A 20,701-nucleotide genomic window follows, 5' to 3' on the forward strand; every position below is an offset into this window, starting at 1 on the left:
CTCTTATTATTGAAGATGGAAAATGTAGGTTTAGATAATGCAAACAATAAAACTAAAACAAAGAAATTTGAATTTTTCGATAGATAATCTGCGATTGTTAATTTTACTGTTTGTTTTTATTTTACCATTTATTTCCGCGCAGTCATTTGCGAATGGTGGAGTAGGGTTAAATGCTACAAGATTAGTCTATTCTCAAGGAGAGGAAAGCATTTCTATTAGTGCAAGAAATAATACGAGTATTAACTATCTTGCTAAATTTGCTATAACCCAAGAGAACGGTGGTAAAAATGTTCCTTTCGCAATTTATCCACCTTTAGTTAAAGTTGATAGTAAAAAAAGCCAAGATATTAGAATATTTATACAGCCTCATAGCCTACCAGTAGATAGAGAAACAGTTTTTTACTTTACAGGCACTATGATCCCCTCAACTAATGGACCAGCAACAGGTGCGGGTATCAATATTGGCTATAATAATATTATAAAATTATTCTATCGTCCTAATAATTTACCTATATCAATAGAAGATGCATATAAGAAGTTAGTGATCAAATCCTCTCCATCAGGTGTAGTAGTTGAAAATAACTCTCCTTACTACATAAATCTAAATAGATTAGTGGTTGGTGGAAAAAAGGTCAGTTTAAGCCTACAGAAAAAGAATACCATGATTGCGCCATATAGTTCTTATAGCTATACAGTCGGTGGAGGTTTGAATAATAAGCAAGCTACATGGGTTGTAATTAATGATCTAGGTGGCGAGGAGAAATATGATGGCCAAATACTTTAAATACATCAAACTTGGTTGCCTAACGTTACCGTTTTTATTAGGTTTTAATAGTGTTGCAAATGCAGTTAAATTTGAAGTTAAAGGTAATATCATTAAAGGCTCTTGTAAAGTTGTCTCTCCTACATTAGATGTTACTTTTAATTTACCGATACAGACCAATACAATAAAAGAAGCTGTTACAGATAAAACGCATGTGAAGCAATTTTTATTTGGTTATGAATGTGATAGCTTTGATTTTTCTAATGGAAATGCGGGTGTACCATATCTGATGAAAATAACTTCGGGCAGTGGTACTGAAGTTAATAGCATGAATAAAATCTATCCTACTAATAATATAACAAATGCAGCGTTTGTATTATGGTCTTGTAAAGACGATGAGTCCAGTTGCAAAATAGTTGAACTTTCAAAATCAGAACATGTACCTTTTACTATAAAAGGGAATGGTAAAGCAGAAAATTTATTCGAAGTTAGTGTGGTTAAATTAGATGGTGAAAGTTCTTTAAAACCTGGAGAGTTGCTTTCCTCTATAGATATTACGTTAGAGCAACCATAATAAGGAATTATTATAATGAATTTTAAGAGAAATAATCTTATATTTGCGGTTACTTTAGGCGTGTGTATGTTATTTGGAAATGCAAATGCAAAGGATAAAGAAGGGGTAGACATAGAATTTAATGTGACTGTACCTAAAAATACATGTGATATCCTTATTGAAGGTACTTCACAGAATGTCATTGATTTTGGTTCAATCGCTTTGGCAAGATTAAAGTCTGATTCCGCTGAGGGAAAAGTTAAATTACCTTTTTCGATTAAATTAGCGGAGTGTAAAAATAATGACTTTGCTAATAATTATATTACTTTAGATGGTAACTATGTTGTTGAAAATAATGGATTCTTAGATGATCCTGGTGAGAGAACTTTTGCTATAAGAATCAGTGATAAAGAAACAGCTACGCAAGCTGATGATGTCTTTTTTGATAAAAATAAAAACAAAATTTGGACCAATATTCAAGAAAATGTCATGGAAAAACAGTTTTATGCCTATTTAATGTGCAAGAATGGGGTTAAAGACTGTGCATCTGACGCAAACATTGGTCAATTCAAGTCAACGTTCACGTTAACTTATATGGTTGACTAACTAAATTGGTTTTTCTAATGTTTAAAAAAATACTGTTCTTGATAGCATTACTGATGACATCCAGCGTATTCGCGAATGGAATATCTCTAAATAAAAGTAGAATTATTTTTTCACATAAGGATGTGAGTCAAGATATTCAACTTATAAATGACTCGAATCATCCACTCATTGTTCAAACAACAATGTTGGGCGAGGATAAAAAATCTCAGAATAATAATTTTATTGTTTTACCTCCTTTATTTAGAGTCGAAGCTAATAGTGGATACTCAGTAAGAATTAGACCCAATGACTACTCTAATCTACCTAAAGATAGAGAGTCGCTCTTTTACTTTAAGGCAAGAGCTATACCGCCAACATCAAAAAATAATGAACAAGAAAATAAGCTGAGTGTTGTATTTGTAACGGCGATTGTTATCAAGGCTTTTTATCGGCCGGAAGGTATATCCGCCCCTAAAACCTCGGATTATGAAAAAATTACTATCAATAAAAGTAATGGTAAATGGGTTATTGATAATCCTACTCCATTTAATATGACTATTGTCGATTTTACTTACAATGGTAATGAGTTAAAAGAAACAATACTAATTCCACCCTTCAATAAATATGTTTTAGATAAAATAAAATTTAATGGCGAGAAAATGAGCGGTGGATGGCGTTTTATGAACGATTATGGTTCTGCTACTGATGTATATCACTATAAATACGGATCTGTTGATAATTAATAAATTTTAAAGGTGCTTTAGCTTTATATATCTAAGAGTTTCTAAATTATTAACGATTAACTTTGGGAATATAAAGGCAAATAAAGGTCAGTGAAATGGAAATGAAATTATTCAAAATAAGTATGTTATCGTCACTAATTTTTTTGTCTCTATATTCCTATGGTGACGATTATTTTGATCCAACAATGTTAGAAAGTCAGTTGGGGGTTGACGCATCTCAGATTGACTTATCTAAATTTACTGCAACGAATAGTGTGCCTCCTGGTGAGTATTTGATCACTGTTGAAGTAAACCGTAATATTCTGGGTAGTAAAAAAGTTAATTTTAAATTAAACCCTCAAGGTGAGGTTGTTCCCGAGTTTACTCCAAAACTTTTGGAGGACTGGGGCGTGGCTACTAAAACTTTACCGAGTTTCAATGGCGTTAATCCGGATACCTCTATTTTAGACCTTTCTAAATATATTCCAGATGCTACGGTGACACCTAACATCCAAAACCTAAGATTAACGTTAACTATTCCTCAAATAGCTATGGATAACAAGGTACAAGGTTATATCGATCCTAGCTTATTAGATGATGGTGTTCCTGCATTATTTTTTAATTATTTTGTCAGTGGTAACAAAAGCAGAAATGACGCAAATGAAATAATTAAAAATGAAAATATGTTTGCGAACATCCGTGCAGGGTTAAATGCAGGACCTTGGAGGTTAAGATCAAATTTAGCATATAGTAAGTCTAAGGGAGAAAAAGACCAAACGAATTTCTCTAATACTTATGTTATGCGTGCACTACATTCTATCAAATCCACTTTTTCTGTCGGGGAAATCAGCTCAGGAAGTGATGTTTTTGATGCCGTTCCATTGAAAGGGATGAAAATTGCATCTGATGAGCAAATGTTACCTAGTAGTATGAGAGGTTTTGCACCTGAAGTTAGAGGTATCGCGCAGTCAAATGCAATGGTCACTATCCGCCAGAATGGTTATATTGTTTATCAAACTTATGTTTCCCCTGGTCCGTTTGTCATCAAAGATATTTACGCTACAGGAAACGCGGGTGACTTAGATGTCACCATTAAAGAGGAGAATGGTACTGAGAAAACATCAACAGTTGCCTTCTCATCTTTACCTGTGATGCTTCGTCCTGATGGTTATAAATATGAGGCCGTTGTAGGTCGTTATGATGGTGGATATACCAAAACCTCTAGAGAATCTGATTTCTTTTTAGGGTCATTTATTTACGGATTACCTACAAATAGCACACTATACGGTGGGCTATTGATGGCTAAAGACTATTTTTCTGCTGCGGCAGGTCTTGGAATATCTTTGGGAACATTTGGGGCGTTATCTGCAGATATCACCCATGCGACAGCAAATATGGATGGTAATCTTGGTGATCGTTCAGGGCAGTCATTCAGAATAAGATATTCAAAAAGTATGGCATCGACAGGGACATCTGTTGACTTGACAGCTTTACGTTATTCAACTCGTTCGTATTTTAGTTTTGCTGATTTTAATAACTATGACCATAAGCTAAAAGATAATGTGGCACCGTGGTTAAATCAACGTCAACGTAGTAGCTTCACGACGGCACTAAGACAGTCGTTAGGGGAGTACGGAAGTGTTTATATCTCCGGTAGTATTTATGACTATTGGGAAATAGATAGGAAAGTGAAACAATTATCCATAGGATATAATGGTTCATTTAAAAAAGTTAACTACTCAGTAAACTACAGCATTGACCGTATTAAAGATAAAGAAAGTTGGCCTGAGAACAGACAAATATCTATCAACGTAGATATTCCATTTAGTATATTCTCTAATAATGAATTAATAGAGAATATGTATAGTACATATTCTTACAGTCAAGATAATGATGGTTATATTAACCAACAGGTAGGGATCAGTGGTACTTCCAGAGATGGTAGTTTCTCTTATGGAATTTCTCAAGCATATGGAAATAAAGGAGTTGGTGGAAGCGGTACGCTAAGCTCTAGTTACTCTGCGCCTAATTTTGGCATATCTGCGGGTTATAATTACTCAAAAAATAACCAGTCTGTGAATGGTAGCTTGTCCGGTGGAATGTTATTACACGAAGGCGGAGTGCTGTTTAGCCGTACAATTGGTGATAGTGGTATTATTATTGAGGCTCCAGAAGCAAAAGGAACAAAAACGAATAACCAAAATACCGTTGTTAACGGGCAAGGTTATGCGTTATATCCATATGCAACACCTTATAGCTCTAATATTGTGACCCTAGATGTGAATACTTTACCTGATGATGTCATGCTGAAGGAGACAACCAAGACTATTTATCCATCGGCAGGGGCTTTTGTTAAGGCTAAATTCGATACAAAAGTGGGTTATCAGGTGCTCTTTAATATACGTATGGCAAATGGAAGTGCAGTACCTTTTGGAGCCATCGCTACATTAGTAGAAAGTAACGTGGTAGAAGAAAATACAGGTATTGTAGGTGATAATAATAAGCTATTTATGAGTGGATTACCTAATTCAGGTACATTAAATATTAGCTGGGGAAGTGGTCAAGAACAACATTGTGTATTGAAATTCACCGGCCTAGATAAAGTTATCACAACAAGTACGCAGCCTGTTCGTACTCTTGCTGCAGAATGCCGCTAGCTTGTTATTAATACACTAAAAAGCAAATCATTTATTTTATTGATAGCGTTCAAAATGAACATGAGATGAATTAGCGCATTATAAATGATTGACTGTATATTTGTTAAGGTAGGTTCAGTTATGAGTAAAAGTATTTCTAAATGTTTGAAAGCGATTTCTTTATCAGCTATGTCGATAGGGATGCTTTTTTCTAATGCGCATGCTGAAGGTCCAATGCAGGCAGGTCAAATGATTGTACAGCTCTATGGTATGATTGACCTAGATGATGAGGTTCCTGAGGGGACACCTCATCTGCTTGATGCAAGGATGATGGGGGCGACATCGATTACGATGGGGCCTCCAGAGTATGGTATTTATACTCAACGTCCTGAATATTACCCGAACACCACTTCAACGCTTAACAATAGAGAATGGGATGATGAGTTCGCAATAGTCGGTATCTCTGACTATTCAGGTCGTTGCAGAGCAGAGACCTTTAATGCATCAGAACATACGGTATTAGGTCAGGGTAAAAAATTTGCTTTTAAAATGAAACACACAGACGCTTCTGGTTTATTCGCGTGGGTTGTTCCTAGCTTTAAAGTTGATATCAATTTAAACTTACCTAACGGCACTCAAGGGTTAAAGACATCATATTCGGGTGTTCTTGGTGAACCGATAGCAAATCTTAAGTCTATTGATCCAAAAAAAACCCAAGGTTTAAATTTATGTTATATTCCACCAGGTAAAATAACTATAGGCTATGGTGGAACCAAACATGTTCAGTTTTCTATTGCTAAGCCTTTAGAAGTCTATTTAAATGGAAAAGCGGTTCCTGGTGACTTTATAATGGATAATAGTGCCTTTAGACTTGTAAGCTTAGGAGGACATAAAGGTTTTAGAGCTGATGGGGAGATAAAGGTTCGCTTTATTACCAATGTTAAAATAGCCCGAGTTTGTCGTATAAGTGCAGCAAGTGGTACTGTATTCCACGAAACTTTTGGCCGTGCTGATTCAATCCCACTAGAATCGCGGTTAACATTTAACTGTAGCGGGCAAGGGAATCCGTTATATATGTCTGCAATTCCGAGAATGGGTGAAGCCAAAGGTGACAATTTAACGAAGCTGGAATTAGAACAAATTGATTCAGGTGAGAAGAGTACAGTAAAACCTTGGGTTATAGGGGCACCATATTTTGATGGTGGTAATATCCCTGCGCTGAGTTGCGACGCAACGAATCAATCAAATTTAATTAAGTTTGATAATTCAGATATTCCACTAAACAAAAATGCGCAAGCTGAAAATGATAACTTAAACATACGTTGGTTAATGTGTAAGAATCGTGATGTAAAACCTGGTAAGTATAAAGGAAGAGTTGAATTGCTAGTGTATACTAAGGTTTGATCAATATTAAGCATTAATAGTTTAAGAGAGTAATATGAGACAGCTAGGCAAGATAATATTTATTTTAGGTGCTCTATTCTTTTTGTCGATGACATCTGCATATAGTAACATTCCGGATAGTATTAGCTTTCAGTTAATACGGAGTACTTATGTTGAAGGTAATAAAAGTATCTCTATTTCTTTACGGAATAAAGAGAGTCTCCCTTATCTGATCCAAGGCTCTATGGAAGCATTAGATACTAATACGGGCATTACTTTATTGAATAGTAATACTGAAGAAATCCCTTTCATTATTACGCCACCATTACACAAATTAGAGGGTAAAACTCGCTATTATTGGCGAGTTATCTTTGCTGGTGATGTGTCAAAAATGCCCAAAGACAGAGAGTCTGTATATATCGCTAAATTTAGAGCAATACCAACCTCTGAAGTACCAAAGGAGGGTGATAATGTCGAGCATAATTCTGAGTTATCAGTAGTACGCGTGATGAATTTTAAAGTATATTACCGACCAAAACAGCTTGAATATTATAGAATTAAAGAAGAGTTGGATAAATTACAATTTAGGGTGGAGAATAATGAACTTATTGTTACAAATAATTCACCTATATATATGACTTTCGAAGATATTTCAGTGAATTCTATTGAGATTGATAGAAATGAAACATTTAAACCATTGATTCCTAAAGGAGAGCAAAGGTTTAAACTGAAAAATAAATCTGTTCCTAGTGGCGCGAAAGTAACTTGGAGAGTGCTGGACGAGTTTTCTATGCCTTTAGAACAGCGTACAACAACGTTATAAACGACTCATCTTAGTTATTTCCGGTCTAAAACTCAGAAAGAGTAATATTTGGTAATTAGTTTACACGGTTTTCGAATGAAAAAAATATTCTATATACATAAAATACTAGCGCTTTTTCTGAGTTTTTTTATTTTATTATTCCCATTTTCTTTTGCAATGTCTCAACAAAATAATAATTTTAGGTTGTTAATTCATGGAGGAGCTGGTGATATAACAGAAAAATCACTTATACCTCAATTACAGAAAGAACATGAATTAAAGTTGAAAGAAGCTTTGCAAGCAGGGTATGAAATTTTATCAAAAGGTGGAGACAGTATTGAGGCTGTACAGGCCGCTGTGATCATCATGGAGGATTCTCCATTATATAACGCGGGTAAAGGCGCATCTTTAACTACGGATAATAAAGTAGAACTGGATGCTTCCATTATGGATGGACGTGACCATACCGCGGGGGCCGTCGTTGGGGTTTCTAACATTAAAAATCCAATTATAGCGGCTTATAAAGTTATGACCAAAAGCCCTTATGTTATGATGGGTGGTACCGGTGCAGAACAATTTGCAAAAGCTGAGGGGTTGGAACTCGTTGATCCTTCTTATTTTATTATTGAATCTAGACTTGAACAGCTAAAAAAAGTCAAAGAAATTAGCCATAAAATTGATCAAGAAAAAGGGCTAAATGCTGCCTTATTTGAAGATCCTCTGCTTTATGATTATAAATATGGCACGGTAGGTGCAGTAGCTGTAGATAGCCGTGGAAATGTTGCTGCGGCAACCTCTACAGGTGGCAGCACCAATAAGCATTACGGTCGTATTGGGGATTCGCCTATTATTGGGGCAGGAACATATGCTGATAATAATACAGTTGCAATTTCTACCACGGGGTTAGGTGAAGTTTTTATTCGTGGAGTGGCCGCTTATGATGTTGTGGCACAAATAAAATACAGTAATACACCGTTAGCAGAAGCGGTGATGAATACTTTAAACTCTGTGAAAAATATGGGTGGTACGGGTGGTATTATTGCGATAGATAGCAAAGGTAATTTTGTTATGCAATTCAATACGAAGGGAATGTTTCGTGGAACGATCGGTCAGGATGGCATTCCACAAGTAGCCATATTTGGGCCTTAGTTATTAACCCTTTTGAGTGTTTTTCTGAAATTTTCACGGCTGAGCCTACTTTTTCTAAGTAGGCTTTTTCTATTTATCAGCATGGCAAGTAAATGATGAGTAGGCTTCATCTTTGATAATGTAAATATTATCATCCATTTTAGTTAAATTAATATAATAGTGTATTTTTTCTTCTTCAAGCTGAATAAAGTTTGCAAACAGCTTTTGAGGAACGTTATCCGAACTTGTGATCGATAACGATTTAAACCGTATCGAATAATGGTTATTTTTATCAATCGCGTGGTAGCTAAAATAGAGCGCTCTATCAAGGCGATAAAAAATATTATTCTCCTTGATATAACCATACATATTCATTCTTCCGGTGTTATCATCTGCGACGAGTACACTGGTTTTTGACTTCAGCATAATCCCATCATCGGTACCGTTATCTTTTATCCATAAAATATCAGAGTTACAAATATTCACATCATTATCTTTATTATAGATAAATGTTGTTGTTGCCACAGCCGAAATAAAAACAAATAAAAACAATAAAATATATTTTTTCATTTAAATTCTCTGATCATTGATTGATACACAGTCATATTGAGCCTTTTTTTCCTTACAAATACTAAGGGATATATTTTTATCAATAGACTGAATACTATTCGGCTCTGAAAGTAAGATAACACGTTTAGGCTCTTGACAATTTACATTATATTTATCAAGTTTTTTATTCACAAAATCGATGCTATCTTTTGTTGAGCTTTCAATGAGATTAATAGGTATTTGTATCAAACATTTGTCTCGCTCACTGACTGTCATGTAGCTATTTACTTCCATGCTTGCATTAGAATTAGTGGTGTAATAGAAAACAAAAATGAACAAAAATAATGACATTGCAATCAAAGCGAACAAAATAGGGTTATTTTTAAATTTACCCTTATTCTGTATTTTGAGCAGTTGTGGCTCTTCTTGTACGGTTGATGATAATTCTGATATCGAATTATCTTGTCGTGGTTGATGAAGATGCTCTTCTATAATTGATTTCTGATCAACAAATTGAGTTGTTGCTTCCTCAGCATTTTTTTCACTATATTGTGAAGAATACGTAACGGAATGTTCATAGTCATCTAAACCTAAAGTAACATCACTGCTATTTAGTACGACTATCTCTTCTTCTGGCAAATATGGCGTATCGTTTTCATCAGTGATGGTTTCTAAGGCGTCACAATCAAAACGAAACCCTTTTTTAGGAACGGTAACAATAGATTTTGGGTCGATACCGATCAACTCAAATTTCTTTCTTATTTCACTAATATAAGTATTTAAGTTATTGTTTGAACCTACTAAGCCATACTCTTCCCAAACTTTTATCAGTAGCTCTTCTCTTGTAGCAATTTTGGATTTTTGGTTAAGTATGATGATTTCATTCAATAGTCGTGATGCAGGCTTTGATAACTCAACGAACTTATCAACTTCATTCTTTATAAAAATGAAGTTCTTACCTGTCTCAAAAATAAATTTATTATTTATGAGATAGTCTTTGCTATTTTTCATGAACACGGTTGCTCTCTCTAATTTCTAATCCTAAGACGGCGAAATCATGATAAAAACTGAATAATTTTCTAAAATCTAAAAGTATTAGTAAAAGTATATTTTTATGAATATTTATAATTCCTATAGTCTAAATACGGAATCAATTAACTTCAAGTATTGCGCTATGAGACTTTGATGAGTTTAGACTTAAATATATAGATATAGCTGATAAAACAGAGTTGTGTAATGTATAATTATGTAAAGTTAGAATTATATATCTGTATATAGCATTAAATATGTGTAAAAAACCATATATCACTAAAATATAGGTTTGGCTATGATAATGGGCTTAAGAGATTAAATATTATTAAGACGAATCCTAAGTACAAGCACCTATATTATTAAATTTTATTTGAAAATAGTGATTTAATATAAGTCTTATTATCTATTTAATTATTAGGTAAGAGATGAACCTCTTACCTAAATTAATTGATGGTTAATAGTTATATTCAAATCCCAACCAGTAATTACGACCCTCTTCAATATATCCAGAGGTATATTGATATGACTTATCAAATAAATTATTCACTGACGAATTTATAGAAATTCCATGACCTAGATCATAATTAAAGCGAATGTCCGTTTTTGCAAAACCCCTAACTTTCTCATTACTATCAATATAATTAAATGCCCAACTTCTTGCTTCTTCTGTTACTGTAATGCTAAATGGTTCATTAGGCATAAACTTAATCCAAACGAACGCTTTATGTGTTGGTAATTCTGCAACATGTTTTGCGCTATCGTGTTTTGGGTCAGCATGAATATAACTATAACTTAAACCCGCAGCCATCCAGTCAGTAATTTGGCCATGACTGCCTAAATCAATCCCAGCATAATTAACCTTACCGCTATTACGGTTTTGATAAACGTCGCTGCCCGCGGCGGGGTCATAATGTATGTAGTGTGCCATGATGGCATCAGAGACATGATTATAATAAGCGCTAGCATTGTAGGACCAATCGGCGGTGATGTAGCCTTTATAAGTGAGATCAAATGTTAAAGCACGCTCTGCATCAAGATGCGGGTTGATGATAAAACTATCATTGTTTTTCATCTTATTTTTAGTGTAGCGCTCTTTTTGGGTTGGGAAACGGCTTCTATCTGACACTGAAAATTGTACCGTATCATTGTTTGCTCGATGATAACGGGCCATAAGTTCCCAATTGAAGGCACGTTGGCGGTTATCTTCATAGCTTTCAATCCCAGTAACGACATTTTGTTTATTGTATAAATAACGCTTCCCATCATCACTATTGCGCCAGTCGTAGCCAAGCCCACCAATGATATCAAGCTGATCGGTTGCAACCCATTGGTATTCAGTGGCGATTGACCAAGTTTGATCTTTATAACGATCATAAGGAACGATTTTATTACTACGTGCGCGGTGGATATCTTCTTTCCAGTGGGCAGCGAACGACAGCATGTCTATTTCACGAAGGGTAAAATCGATACGCATATCGGCACCATTACTGTAATCGTCATAGTGGCTGTAATTGTATTTGCCTGCTCGATAATCCTGAACTGATTTGTATTGATGGAGCGTATTTTTGAATTTGTCGTGATAGAGCCGACTTTGCAGCGCAATATCATTGGTAACTTGGGTCGTACCATTAAAGTAAATACTCTCTTTGTTATACTCTGGCCACTGCCAAATTTGCTGTTTTTTATTATCAGCACTGGGGGCGCTATTTTTATCGCCATCTTGTTTTAAATAAGTGACCACATACTCATCAGCGTCGCGTGGCGTCCAGCCCATCTTTAACATTAAACGCTTATCGTCTGTGGCTGAATTAGTTCGACGACCGTGGCTACCGGCTAATGGGTTATTATCAGCCGAATCAGGCAACCCCATAAAACGCTGTTTGTATTGACTACCACTGAGCTGAATAAAGCCAAGATCGTTACGACCGCCTAAACGAGCGCTGATATTGCGCGCATTATCAGCGCCGCGAGCAAAGCCTTGATTTAGATTGATATTGGCCTCTAAAGGTTTTTTAGGTGTGGCGGTCGTTAAGTTTATGGCGCCACCCATCAAGTTGGGGCCTTGTAACAATGACGTATAGCCTGTCGACAACTCAACACTAGCGAGTTCGCTGGTCATAAAACGCCCAAGATCTAATGTTCCATCATAAGGAACATAAGTTGGGATACCATCAAAAAACACAGGTACTTGGCGACTATCAAAACCACGGACATTCACTTGAGTTTCATTACGATTACCTGATTTTTGGATCACTACACCAGGCATTGTACTAAGCGCTTGAGCAACATTTGTTTTATTCAGCTGCTTCATTTGCGCTTGAGTCATGATGTTTTCATCGGCTGCAAGTGGTGTACTCCAAACACTCATCACATCACGATTAGCTAATTTTTCAGAGGTGGCTGCAAAGCTGTGTGTAGTAAATAGTGCCATCCCAACTAAATAAGTGATCTGTTTTATTTTCATCATAAAATTCCAATTTGCCTAAATCGATATGTTGTTTTTTATATAACGATGTGCGTCGTTTATTGAGAAAACGAACCCTTTGCAACATAGGGTTCGTTTAAATTAGGTCTATCCTGTGAAAATGTTTACTTTGATATCTCTGGGGGGAGCGTAATAAGGAGCCGATGTGACAAACAATCTAATACCTGTTTGCGCATACGCTTCTATTGTTTGTAAGTTGATCCCTCCAGCCGCAGATAGCCGACATAAACGATTTTGTGTTTGTATTTGTTGATGCAATTGGCGGATTTGTGCTGGGCTGAATTTATCTAATTGAACAATATCGGCGCCAGCCTCAATGGCGAGTGTCGCTTGTTGTCTATTATCTGCCTCAACAATAATCTGTTTTTCAGGGGCGGCTTCCCTAAGTGTATGAATATGCGAGTGCCAATCATCGGGGTCGGCAAGACAACGACGATGGTTGGTGAACAATAGAATGCTTTCCGCACTCCCTGCTCGGTGAATAATAGCGCCGCCAGCAATAATAGCGGTCAATGCAAGTAACTTTGTTCCCGGCACCGTTTTTCTTGTACAGGCAAGTTGGGCATCAGGTTGATAACGCTTTAAGAGACTGACCATTTGGTGGGTGTAGTGACTAACACCGCAGCACCATTCAAGGACGTTTTGTACGGCTTTCCATGCTTGATGAAGGGCTTCTACTGTTCCAGAGGCTTTTATTAAGCAGCTATTTTCTGGAACCACGTCGCCATCACGATAATTAGCTTGAAAATCAATACCGAGTTTATTTAGCATGCGTGAGGCAACATCAATACCACTGATACACCCACCCTGTTTCGAAACCAATGTCATTGTGCCTGCTTGAGTATGTAGGCCTAAAGAGCGTGTTGTTAAATCGCCATATTGAATATCATCAAGAAGTAGCTGGTCGATAAAACTATCGGGTAAATAAATCATAATGTTAGACTCATTTCATCAACAACATCCCATGACACCATGGCCCAGTTGCGCGCAGGATAGGGAATGCGCTTTCCTGACGCGAGTTGCAGGTCGTAATATTGGTGTAATTTTGCAATCTCTTCATCAGAGAGATTTTTGAGTGACCAATTGACGCTTTCGACAAAATCTTCAACCTGTTCAAATCCGCCTTTATCTGGGCTGTTAATAAAATCGACTCGCGCATTTATTCCCATTTGATGCAAAATATTCACCGCATAGATGTAAGTCGGTAAGCGAACGACTTCCCGACCAATAAATTGGATGATATTTTCATCAATAAAGGTTGGGTTTACAGTATGCGTGGTGTAAACACGTAAGTTTGCTTGGCGATTGAGCTTCAATAAGGCTGTTTTAAGGTCATCGACTAAAGTGGACCGTGAAGCGACGGCGATATCGACTTTAGGCAATTGCGCCCAGTTATCTTCCCATGCTAATTGTTCAAATTGAACATTATTGATATCCATTGCTTTCGCACGCTCTTGGGCAGCATCAAGCATACCTTGGCTGTAATCAATACCAATGACGGTGGTGAAATGCTTTGCCAGTGCCAAACAGACAGAGCCCGGCCCACATCCGACATCCAATAAGGTTTTTGCACCAGTAAAATCCATGAGTTCACGAAAACGAATTAAGTAGGGATCTTGTGGGTTTGCACAGGTTTGTGCCATTTTTTGCGCTTTTTTATCCCAATGCTCAGGCTCTTTGCGTGAACGCTGGGCTTGTTGCATATGTTGTTGGTACATCTGAGCAAAATCTAATTGGTCAATAAGCATAACTTTCACCTTAGCGAGTAAAATGAGCTGGAAGCTGAAAATGAGCGGCAATACTCTCTTCATCAATAGAATAGAGTCTTGCTAGGTTGGTAAGTGTTAACATACTTTCGGCAGAGCCTTGTCTTACGCCAGCATGTTTATCCAGTAAGATAACATTATCTGCAATGGCGGCAGCATGTTGTGGGTGATGAGTCGACATGAGAACAGTGATCCCATCTGCTTTTAATTGTTCAATTTGCTTCAATAAACGGATCTGGTTACCAAAGTCTAAACTCGCGGCGGGCTCATCCATAATTAACATGATTGGTTTTTGGATTAAGGCTCGGGCTATCAATACTAACTGTTTTTCTCCCCCACTGAGGGTGCTGTATAAACGCGAGGCAAGATGCTCAATCCCCAGCTTTTTTAGTTGTTCTAGCCCGAGTACGCGTTCTTTGGCGCCGGGAACAGAAAAGAGTGAGAGGTGAGGCGTCAGCCCCATCATGACCATATCTATGGCAGTAAAGGTGAACGGGGTATCATGAGCTTGAGGTACGTAAGCAATTACTTTCGCTATATCAGCCGGTTTATAAGAGGTGAGTGACTTTTCTTTTAATAAAATGTGACCTTCAAGAGCAGGAAGAAGCCCTAATAAAGTTTTCATTAGCGTTGTTTTGCCGCACCCATTCGCACCGAGAAGACAGGTCATCGCGCCAGCTTGTAACGCGAAATTAATTTTTGTCATAATGGCTTGATGATGATAGCCAATCGCCACATTTTCCAGTCTGATTAGGTTCATTTGGCACTCCGTGTTTGTAAAAGGATTGCCAAAAAGAAAGGGGCACCGACCGCTGAAGTTAATATGCCGAGTGGAAGCTCAATGGAAGCAATAGTGCGAGCGAGTGTATCGGTAATGAGTAACATAATGGCTCCAATAGCCATTGAGGCAGGGAGTTGATAGCGGAAGTTAGCGCCCACTATCATTCGGGTGATATGCGGAACGATTAAGCCAATCCAACCGATGATCCCTGCAATGGATACCGCACTGGCGGTAATCAATGTTGCTGAAATAATAAATATTGTTCGCATTAAGCTGACATTGATACCCAAACTTTTCGCTTCTTCATCAGAGAGACTCAGTAAATTCATGCGCCAGCGCAACAGTAACAGTGGCATAATGCCAACCAACATAATGGGCAACACAGACAGTAGGTCGCTTTGGGTGATGGATGAAAGCCCGCCTAATAGCCAGAAGGTGATAGAAGGCAATTGGGTATAAGGGTCTGCAAGAATTTTTATTAAAGAGATGGCTGCACCACATAAGGCGCTGATCGCAACACCAACTAAGACGAGAGATAAAATGGGGTCATGCTGGCGCGCCATTCGGGCAATTAGGCACACTAAAGATACTGCCAATAGCCCACCAACAAAGGCGGCTAGTTGAATGTAGAGCAGCGATTGACCTAAAAATATACCAATAACAGCACCTACCCCAGCCCCCGCTGAAACCCCAAGTATATCGGGTGATACTAATGGATTTCGAAACATTCCCTGATAAGCCGCTCCTGCAATCGCCAGTCCTCCTCCAATCACCATCGCGGCGAGTGTGCGAGGAAAACGTATTTGCCAAAAAACAGTGGCATTGCGTGGGTCATCGGCGAGAGTTTGTGAGGTAAATTCAGACACAACTAAATCAATGAGCTGATTAAGCGTAAGTGAATACTTACCACTAATTAATGCAATGATCAGGGCGCCGATAAAAACGATAACAAGAAGTAACGGTTTGATTGTGCGACTCATGATAATTCCATCAATCTATCAATTTGCGTATCAGTCACCGATGAGTGATAAAACAGATGGAAAAATTGTTTGATGTCATCGCGTATGGTGGATTCGATTTGTTGATCAAAATGGCTTTGTAACCGGCGCATGCCTAAGAGGCGGTTAATTCCTGGGGGGCCATCAAGCCAACCAAATGGCATTCCTCCAAAGGTCAGTAATTGGTTAGTGGCAACCGCCGTTAACCCTTTCCATAACGCGGATTGGCGAATAAATTCCTCGGCTTCTTGATATTGAGTAATAATAATATCGGGGTTCCAATCATACAGTTGTTCCATTGAAACCTCTGTTAACCCCCTAAAATTAGGAATATCGGCGACATTACGGAAACCTAATATTTCTATGGCTTCAGTATGAATAGAGCCTCGGGTGCCTGTTTGTAAACCTTTGGCGCCTCTAGCTAGGTAGAAACTGGGGGCATTCGCATGGTGTTGTATGGCGAATTGTTTCGCGTCTTGCAAATAGTGTTTGGCAAGTGTGCTGAGCGTTTGAGCTTGCTGCGGTACATTTAAGGTCTCACCGAGTTGAAGTAATTGCTGTGCTGAATCTTGTAGCCCTCCGGCTATCAGTAAATAAGCAATGCCTGTTTGTTTGGCAAGTTTCGCCGCCTGAGAGCGATAAGTGTCATCAATATTTCCAGTATCAATTATTAACTGTGGGTTATAATCGAGCAGCTTTTCCAAAGATAGCGTACTTCCTCGACCTGCTAGGCGACCATAAATAGGCAAATCTCGCCATTGTTGAGCAAATAGTTCGTCATGCTCTTTTTGCAAATGAATGGATGAGAATCCAACCATTTTTTCAGGGGCTAAAGCAAATAGCAGTAAATCTGCAGGTGGACCAGAACTCATTACACGCTGGATTTTGTTTGGTTGTGGTAATACACCAAACAACGCTTGTTCAATGCGCCCATAAGCAGGCAAATAAGCGAGTGCCGCTAACGCCGCGCAGGATTGAATAAAGAGTCTACGATTGATTCCCATAGTGCTAAAAAGAAATTTCGTTATATTTATTGATATATAGCGCGGAAGTTAACGGAGTCATACTAAGGAGTCAATAACAAAAGAGACATTAGTCGGAAAACTCCGCTATTCTGTGATGTAAATCAGTAACAAACATTGCTATCCATACAAAGATCGCTGAACATAGTCACTCGCACTTGCGTAAGTTAGAAACACGGAATATATGAAGAAAAAAAGACCCTCACTACAGGATGTTGCCGACAGAGTCGGTGTCACGAAAATGACAGTTAGTCGCTTTTTGCGAAACCCAGAGCAGGTTTCTGAAGTGTTACGCGGTAAAATTGCTCAAGCGGTGGAAGCGTTAGGGTATATTCCCAATAAGGCCCCTGATTTGCTGTCTAATGCAACCAGCCATGCGATTGGTGTTCTGTTACCGTCGCTGACCAACCAAGTTTTTGCTGAAGTGATCCGCGGTATTGAAACAGTGACTGACCATTATGGTTATCAAACCATGCTAGCACACTATGGTTACCTTCCTGAAAAAGAAGAGGAGCGCTTAACTTTTCTACTTTCTTACAATATTGACGGTGTGATCTTAGCAGAGCGTACCCATACTGATCGTACGCTTAGAATGTTGAAGACCGCGGGGATCCCTGTGGTTGAGATCATGGATAGCGTCTCTCCGTGTTTAGATGTTGCTGTCGGTATTGATAACTTTGAAGCCTCACGGCAGATGACAGCAGCTATGTTAGCGCGTGGCTGCCAACATGTGGTGTATCTTGGCGCTCGATATGATGAACGGACCTTTATTCGGCTACAAGGCTATGAGCAAGCGATGCGTGATGCGGGGTTGGAGCCTCGTAATGTGATGACGCAAGCAAGCTCTTCTTATTCATTAGGCGCTCAGTTACTTCATGAGTGCAAAGAAAAATACCCCGAGGCAGATGGTTTATTTTGTACCAACGACGACCTTGCCATCGGTGCTATTTTTGAGTGCCAGCGTCTTGGCATTAAAGTTCCTGAAGATTTGGCAATATCAGGGTTTCACGGTCATGATGTTGGGCAAGTCATGACGCCGAAATTAGCCAGTGTTTTAACCCCTCGGGATAGTATGGGGCGTAAGGCCGCCGAAGTACTGCTTGCGCGCATTAATGGTAAAAAGTTACCACAAACGTTATTTGATGTTGGTTTTGAGTTACTGCCCGGTGAAAGTATTTGAAATTAAAAAGTGATGCAGCATATTAGTGAGAGAGGCATCACAGATCTCTTTATTTCCCTATCAAGATAATTGCTAAAAATAGCCGCACTGCTGATAATGTTACTGGTAACTGTTACCGGTAACAATTCGGTTTCTATCATCGGTAAACAAAAAATAAGCGTACCTTTTTTATTTAACACCTGAGGAGTTTCCCATGAGTGATACCCAAGCACAAAATTATACATTTGTTTTTATGGGGGTATCGGGTAGCGGTAAATCGGCTGTCGCAAGCGGTGTCGCTCAAAAAACAAATGCGGCTTTTTTAGATGGTGATTTTCTGCATCCGAGAGCAAATATTCAAAAAATGGCTTTGGGCCACGCACTGAATGATGAAGATCGCCAACCTTGGCTTGCAGCATTAAATGATGCCATTTTTGCAATGCAGCGAACCAACCCTATTTCTTTGGTTGTATGCTCTGCATTGAAAAAAAGTTATCGCGATAAGTTAAGAGAAGGTAATAAGAATCTCTATTTTATCTACCTGAAAGGGGATGCTGAGCTCATTGAAAATCGCCTCAAAGCACGTAAAGGGCACTTCTTTAAGCCTGAAATGTTGGTATCACAATTTCAGGCACTGCAAGAGCCTACATCAGAAGAACAGGATGTTCATGTTGTCGATATTCGCCCATCACTTGATGAAGTGATTGAAAATACACGTACGGCTATTCATCAAATTGTTTCTGGAGGCAATTCATGAACACCCCAGTTGAAGCATTAAGCACACTGACACTCGTTCTGACTGCGGTCGGCTCTGTGGTTTTATTACTGTTTCTTGTCATGTACGCCCGTTTACATGCTTTTGTTGCATTGATGATTGTCTCTATCGGCGCTGGATTATTTTCAGGTATGCCAGTGCAAGACATCACAGAAACGATGCAAAAAGGGATGGCAGGAACACTCGGTTTCTTGGCTATCGTTGTCGCACTTGGCGCCATGTTTGGGAAAATTTTACACGAAACAGGCGCGCTCGATCAGGTTGCGACAAAACTACTCCAATTATTTGGGGAGAAAAGAGCGCATTATGCTGTAGGGATCGCCGGTTTAATCTGTGCATTACCACTATTTTTTGATGTTGCGATCGTGCTGTTGATTGGGGTGGTATTCGCTGTAGCAAACCGCACAGGTCATAATGTTGTTCGCATGGCTATTCCGTTGTTTGCAGGGGTAGCAGCTGCGGCTGCGTTCTTACTCCCAGGGCCTACACCAATGTTGGTCGCTTCACAAATGGGCGCCGACTATGGCTGGATGATCTTAATTGGTCTGTGTGCGGCAATACCCGGTATGTTATTGGCAGGCCCACTCTTTGGCAGTTTTATTAGTAAACACGTCAGTATTGATATCCCAGCGGATTACCAAGCACCAACGATGGATCACGGCAAAATGCCAAGTTTCGGGTTTAGCCTATCTTTAGTCTTGTTCCCATTGGTATTAGTAGGCCTGAAAACCATCGGAACACACTTGGTTGAAAAAGGCTCTACGCTTGAGCATTGGCTTGAGTTTATTGGTCATCCATTTACGGCTTTATTATTAGCGTGTCTGCTAGCTGTTTACGGTTTAGGTTTCCGCTATGGCATGAATAAAGAAAAAGTCATGGAGGTTTGCTCTGCGGCAATCCAACCTGCGGGGATCATTTTATTGGTAACGGGTGCTGGTGGTGTCTTTAAGCAAGTACTTGTTGACTCCGGTGTTGGCCCTGCATTAGGTGATTCATTAATCGGTGCAGGCTTGCCTATTGCCGTTGCGTGTTTTGTCCTTGCTGGCGCTGTCCGTGTGATCCAAGGCTCGGCAACGGTAGCCTGTTTAACAACGGTTGGGTTAGTCTTGCCTGTAGTTGGTGAGTTAGGTTATTCAGGGGCACAATTGGCGGCATTAGCGACTTGTATTTCTGGTGGCTCACTCATTTTAAGCCATGTGAATGACTCCGGTTTCTGGTTGTTTGGTAAGTTTACGGGGGCAACGGAAGCTCAGACATTGAAAACGTGGACCATTATGGAAACTATCCTCGGTACTACAGGGGCAATAGTCGGTATGATCTTCTTCGCTTTCTTGTAATTTAACGACTCCCCGAAAGCCAATCGCGTTCGGGGAGGAGTGAGTAAAATAGGGCAATTCCAAAGAGATTCATTAAGCGAATTTTGTATGACCACTCGATAGGAGATCCGTACCATACGAGCATTGTTGTTTATAGGGGCGATGGTAATAAGAGTGGCAGATAATGAGATGAATGTCTTTGCTGCTAAAAAGAATGGCGAGAGCGTATCTCGCCATTTGCTTTTT

Annotated in this window: 19 protein-coding genes; 11 read left to right on the forward strand and 8 right to left on the reverse strand. The window is 38.8% G+C overall.

The window, feature by feature from the left end; all coding sequences use genetic code 11:
* Positions 1 to 37: 37 nt before the first annotated feature.
* The 8 genes from PR699_RS12055 (at position 38) to PR699_RS12090 (ending at position 8,593) form a co-directional block, all read left to right on the forward strand.
* Positions 38 to 784, forward strand: coding sequence for a molecular chaperone (locus tag PR699_RS12055; protein ID WP_004925930.1), 747 nt, complete (start codon positions 38 to 40; stop codon positions 782 to 784).
* On the forward strand, positions 765 to 1,337 hold the full coding sequence (locus PR699_RS12060) for a fimbrial protein (protein ID WP_041705099.1): 573 nt from the start codon (positions 765 to 767) through the stop codon (positions 1,335 to 1,337). The genes PR699_RS12055 and PR699_RS12060 overlap by 20 nt, the downstream gene beginning before the upstream one ends.
* A gap of 15 nt (positions 1,338 to 1,352) precedes the next feature.
* Positions 1,353 to 1,922: a fimbrial protein gene (locus tag PR699_RS12065; RefSeq protein ID WP_004925932.1), complete on the forward strand. Its 570-nt coding sequence runs from the start codon at positions 1,353 to 1,355 to the stop codon at positions 1,920 to 1,922.
* Positions 1,923 to 1,975: 53 nt separating this feature from the next.
* Entirely contained in the window at positions 1,976 to 2,644 is a 669-nt protein-coding gene (locus PR699_RS12070; protein ID WP_272577845.1) for a molecular chaperone, read from the forward strand.
* A gap of 95 nt (positions 2,645 to 2,739) precedes the next feature.
* Positions 2,740 to 5,280: a fimbria/pilus outer membrane usher protein gene (locus PR699_RS12075; RefSeq protein ID WP_014656926.1), complete on the forward strand. Its 2,541-nt coding sequence runs from the start codon at positions 2,740 to 2,742 to the stop codon at positions 5,278 to 5,280.
* 120 nt (positions 5,281 to 5,400) lie between these two features.
* Positions 5,401 to 6,663: a hypothetical protein gene (locus PR699_RS12080; protein ID WP_014656925.1), complete on the forward strand. Its 1,263-nt coding sequence runs from the start codon at positions 5,401 to 5,403 to the stop codon at positions 6,661 to 6,663.
* Between the two features lie 34 nt (positions 6,664 to 6,697).
* Complete coding sequence (locus PR699_RS12085) at positions 6,698 to 7,465, forward strand: molecular chaperone (protein WP_004926106.1); 768 nt, start codon at positions 6,698 to 6,700, stop codon at positions 7,463 to 7,465.
* Between the two features lie 75 nt (positions 7,466 to 7,540).
* A complete protein-coding gene (locus tag PR699_RS12090; protein WP_004925938.1) occupies positions 7,541 to 8,593 on the forward strand; it encodes an isoaspartyl peptidase/L-asparaginase family protein in 1,053 nt (350 codons plus the stop codon).
* Between the two features lie 69 nt (positions 8,594 to 8,662).
* Here the strand turns inward: PR699_RS12090 and PR699_RS12095 are convergent, their stop codons facing one another.
* From PR699_RS12095 to PR699_RS12130, 8 genes are all read right to left on the reverse strand, one after another.
* On the reverse strand, positions 8,663 to 9,142 hold the full coding sequence (locus tag PR699_RS12095; protein WP_004925940.1) for a FidL-like protein: 480 nt from the start codon (positions 9,140 to 9,142) through the stop codon (positions 8,663 to 8,665).
* The gene (locus tag PR699_RS12100) at positions 9,143 to 10,132 is read right to left on the reverse strand and encodes a winged helix-turn-helix domain-containing protein (RefSeq protein WP_014656923.1); all 990 of its coding nucleotides are present in this window, start codon (positions 10,130 to 10,132) and stop codon (positions 9,143 to 9,145) included.
* Between the two features lie 475 nt (positions 10,133 to 10,607).
* Complete coding sequence (locus PR699_RS12105; RefSeq protein WP_272572904.1) at positions 10,608 to 12,617, reverse strand: TonB-dependent siderophore receptor; 2,010 nt, start codon at positions 12,615 to 12,617, stop codon at positions 10,608 to 10,610.
* Between the two features lie 108 nt (positions 12,618 to 12,725).
* The gene (gene modD, locus PR699_RS12110; protein WP_014656921.1) at positions 12,726 to 13,571 is read right to left on the reverse strand and encodes a ModD protein; all 846 of its coding nucleotides are present in this window, start codon (positions 13,569 to 13,571) and stop codon (positions 12,726 to 12,728) included.
* Positions 13,568 to 14,386 carry a class I SAM-dependent methyltransferase gene (locus tag PR699_RS12115; protein WP_014656920.1) on the reverse strand — a complete coding sequence of 273 codons (819 nt, stop codon included), beginning with the start codon at positions 14,384 to 14,386 and terminating at the stop codon, positions 13,568 to 13,570. The genes modD and PR699_RS12115 overlap by 4 nt, the downstream gene beginning before the upstream one ends.
* A gap of 10 nt (positions 14,387 to 14,396) precedes the next feature.
* The gene (locus PR699_RS12120) at positions 14,397 to 15,164 is read right to left on the reverse strand and encodes an ABC transporter ATP-binding protein (RefSeq protein ID WP_004925950.1); all 768 of its coding nucleotides are present in this window, start codon (positions 15,162 to 15,164) and stop codon (positions 14,397 to 14,399) included.
* A complete protein-coding gene (locus tag PR699_RS12125; protein ID WP_014656919.1) occupies positions 15,161 to 16,165 on the reverse strand; it encodes an iron ABC transporter permease in 1,005 nt (334 codons plus the stop codon). Before PR699_RS12125 ends, PR699_RS12120 begins: the two co-directional genes overlap by 4 nt.
* Complete coding sequence (locus PR699_RS12130) at positions 16,162 to 17,187, reverse strand: ABC transporter substrate-binding protein (RefSeq protein ID WP_014656918.1); 1,026 nt, start codon at positions 17,185 to 17,187, stop codon at positions 16,162 to 16,164. Before PR699_RS12130 ends, PR699_RS12125 begins: the two co-directional genes overlap by 4 nt.
* Positions 17,188 to 17,389: 202 nt before the next feature.
* On the opposite strand from PR699_RS12130, the gene gntR reads away from it, so the two are divergent.
* The 3 genes from gntR to gntU all read left to right on the forward strand — a co-directional run bounded on the left by gntR (position 17,390) and on the right by gntU (position 20,476).
* Positions 17,390 to 18,385 carry a gluconate operon transcriptional repressor GntR gene (gene gntR / locus PR699_RS12135; RefSeq protein ID WP_004926113.1) on the forward strand — a complete coding sequence of 332 codons (996 nt, stop codon included), beginning with the start codon at positions 17,390 to 17,392 and terminating at the stop codon, positions 18,383 to 18,385.
* Positions 18,386 to 18,578: 193 nt separating this feature from the next.
* Complete coding sequence (gntK, locus tag PR699_RS12140) at positions 18,579 to 19,121, forward strand: gluconokinase (RefSeq protein ID WP_004925965.1); 543 nt, start codon at positions 18,579 to 18,581, stop codon at positions 19,119 to 19,121.
* Positions 19,118 to 20,476: a gluconate transporter gene (gene gntU, locus PR699_RS12145; RefSeq protein ID WP_004925967.1), complete on the forward strand. Its 1,359-nt coding sequence runs from the start codon at positions 19,118 to 19,120 to the stop codon at positions 20,474 to 20,476. Before gntK ends, gntU begins: the two co-directional genes overlap by 4 nt.
* Positions 20,477 to 20,701: the final 225 nt, after the last annotated feature.

This window comes from Providencia sp. PROV268 (assembly GCF_028477805.1).
GTDB classification, from domain to species: domain Bacteria; phylum Pseudomonadota; class Gammaproteobacteria; order Enterobacterales; family Enterobacteriaceae; genus Providencia; species Providencia stuartii.

Bases quoted from the DNA above. Each gene is read 5' to 3' on its own strand.
- PR699_RS12095 (WP_004925940.1), bottom strand. From the start codon at position 9,142: ATGAAAAAATATATTTTATTGTTTTTATTTGTTTTTATTTCGGCTGTG.
- gntK (WP_004925965.1), top strand. From the start codon at position 18,579: ATGAGTGATACCCAAGCACAAAATTATACATTTGTTTTTATGGGGGTA.
- PR699_RS12090 (WP_004925938.1), top strand. From the start codon at position 7,541: ATGAAAAAAATATTCTATATACATAAAATACTAGCGCTTTTTCTGAGT.
- PR699_RS12055 (WP_004925930.1), top strand. From the start codon at position 38: ATGCAAACAATAAAACTAAAACAAAGAAATTTGAATTTTTCGATAGAT.
- PR699_RS12100 (WP_014656923.1), bottom strand. From the start codon at position 10,132: ATGAAAAATAGCAAAGACTATCTCATAAATAATAAATTTATTTTTGAG.
- PR699_RS12115 (WP_014656920.1), bottom strand. From the start codon at position 14,386: ATGCTTATTGACCAATTAGATTTTGCTCAGATGTACCAACAACATATG.
- PR699_RS12070 (WP_272577845.1), top strand. From the start codon at position 1,976: ATGACATCCAGCGTATTCGCGAATGGAATATCTCTAAATAAAAGTAGA.
- PR699_RS12125 (WP_014656919.1), bottom strand. From the start codon at position 16,165: ATGAGTCGCACAATCAAACCGTTACTTCTTGTTATCGTTTTTATCGGC.
- PR699_RS12065 (WP_004925932.1), top strand. From the start codon at position 1,353: ATGAATTTTAAGAGAAATAATCTTATATTTGCGGTTACTTTAGGCGTG.
- gntU (WP_004925967.1), top strand. From the start codon at position 19,118: ATGAACACCCCAGTTGAAGCATTAAGCACACTGACACTCGTTCTGACT.
- PR699_RS12120 (WP_004925950.1), bottom strand. From the start codon at position 15,164: ATGAACCTAATCAGACTGGAAAATGTGGCGATTGGCTATCATCATCAA.
- gntR (WP_004926113.1), top strand. From the start codon at position 17,390: ATGAAGAAAAAAAGACCCTCACTACAGGATGTTGCCGACAGAGTCGGT.
- PR699_RS12105 (WP_272572904.1), bottom strand. From the start codon at position 12,617: ATGAAAATAAAACAGATCACTTATTTAGTTGGGATGGCACTATTTACT.
- PR699_RS12080 (WP_014656925.1), top strand. From the start codon at position 5,401: ATGAGTAAAAGTATTTCTAAATGTTTGAAAGCGATTTCTTTATCAGCT.
- PR699_RS12060 (WP_041705099.1), top strand. From the start codon at position 765: ATGATGGCCAAATACTTTAAATACATCAAACTTGGTTGCCTAACGTTA.
- PR699_RS12075 (WP_014656926.1), top strand. From the start codon at position 2,740: ATGGAAATGAAATTATTCAAAATAAGTATGTTATCGTCACTAATTTTT.
- modD (WP_014656921.1), bottom strand. From the start codon at position 13,571: ATGATTTATTTACCCGATAGTTTTATCGACCAGCTACTTCTTGATGAT.
- PR699_RS12085 (WP_004926106.1), top strand. From the start codon at position 6,698: ATGAGACAGCTAGGCAAGATAATATTTATTTTAGGTGCTCTATTCTTT.
- PR699_RS12130 (WP_014656918.1), bottom strand. From the start codon at position 17,187: ATGGGAATCAATCGTAGACTCTTTATTCAATCCTGCGCGGCGTTAGCG.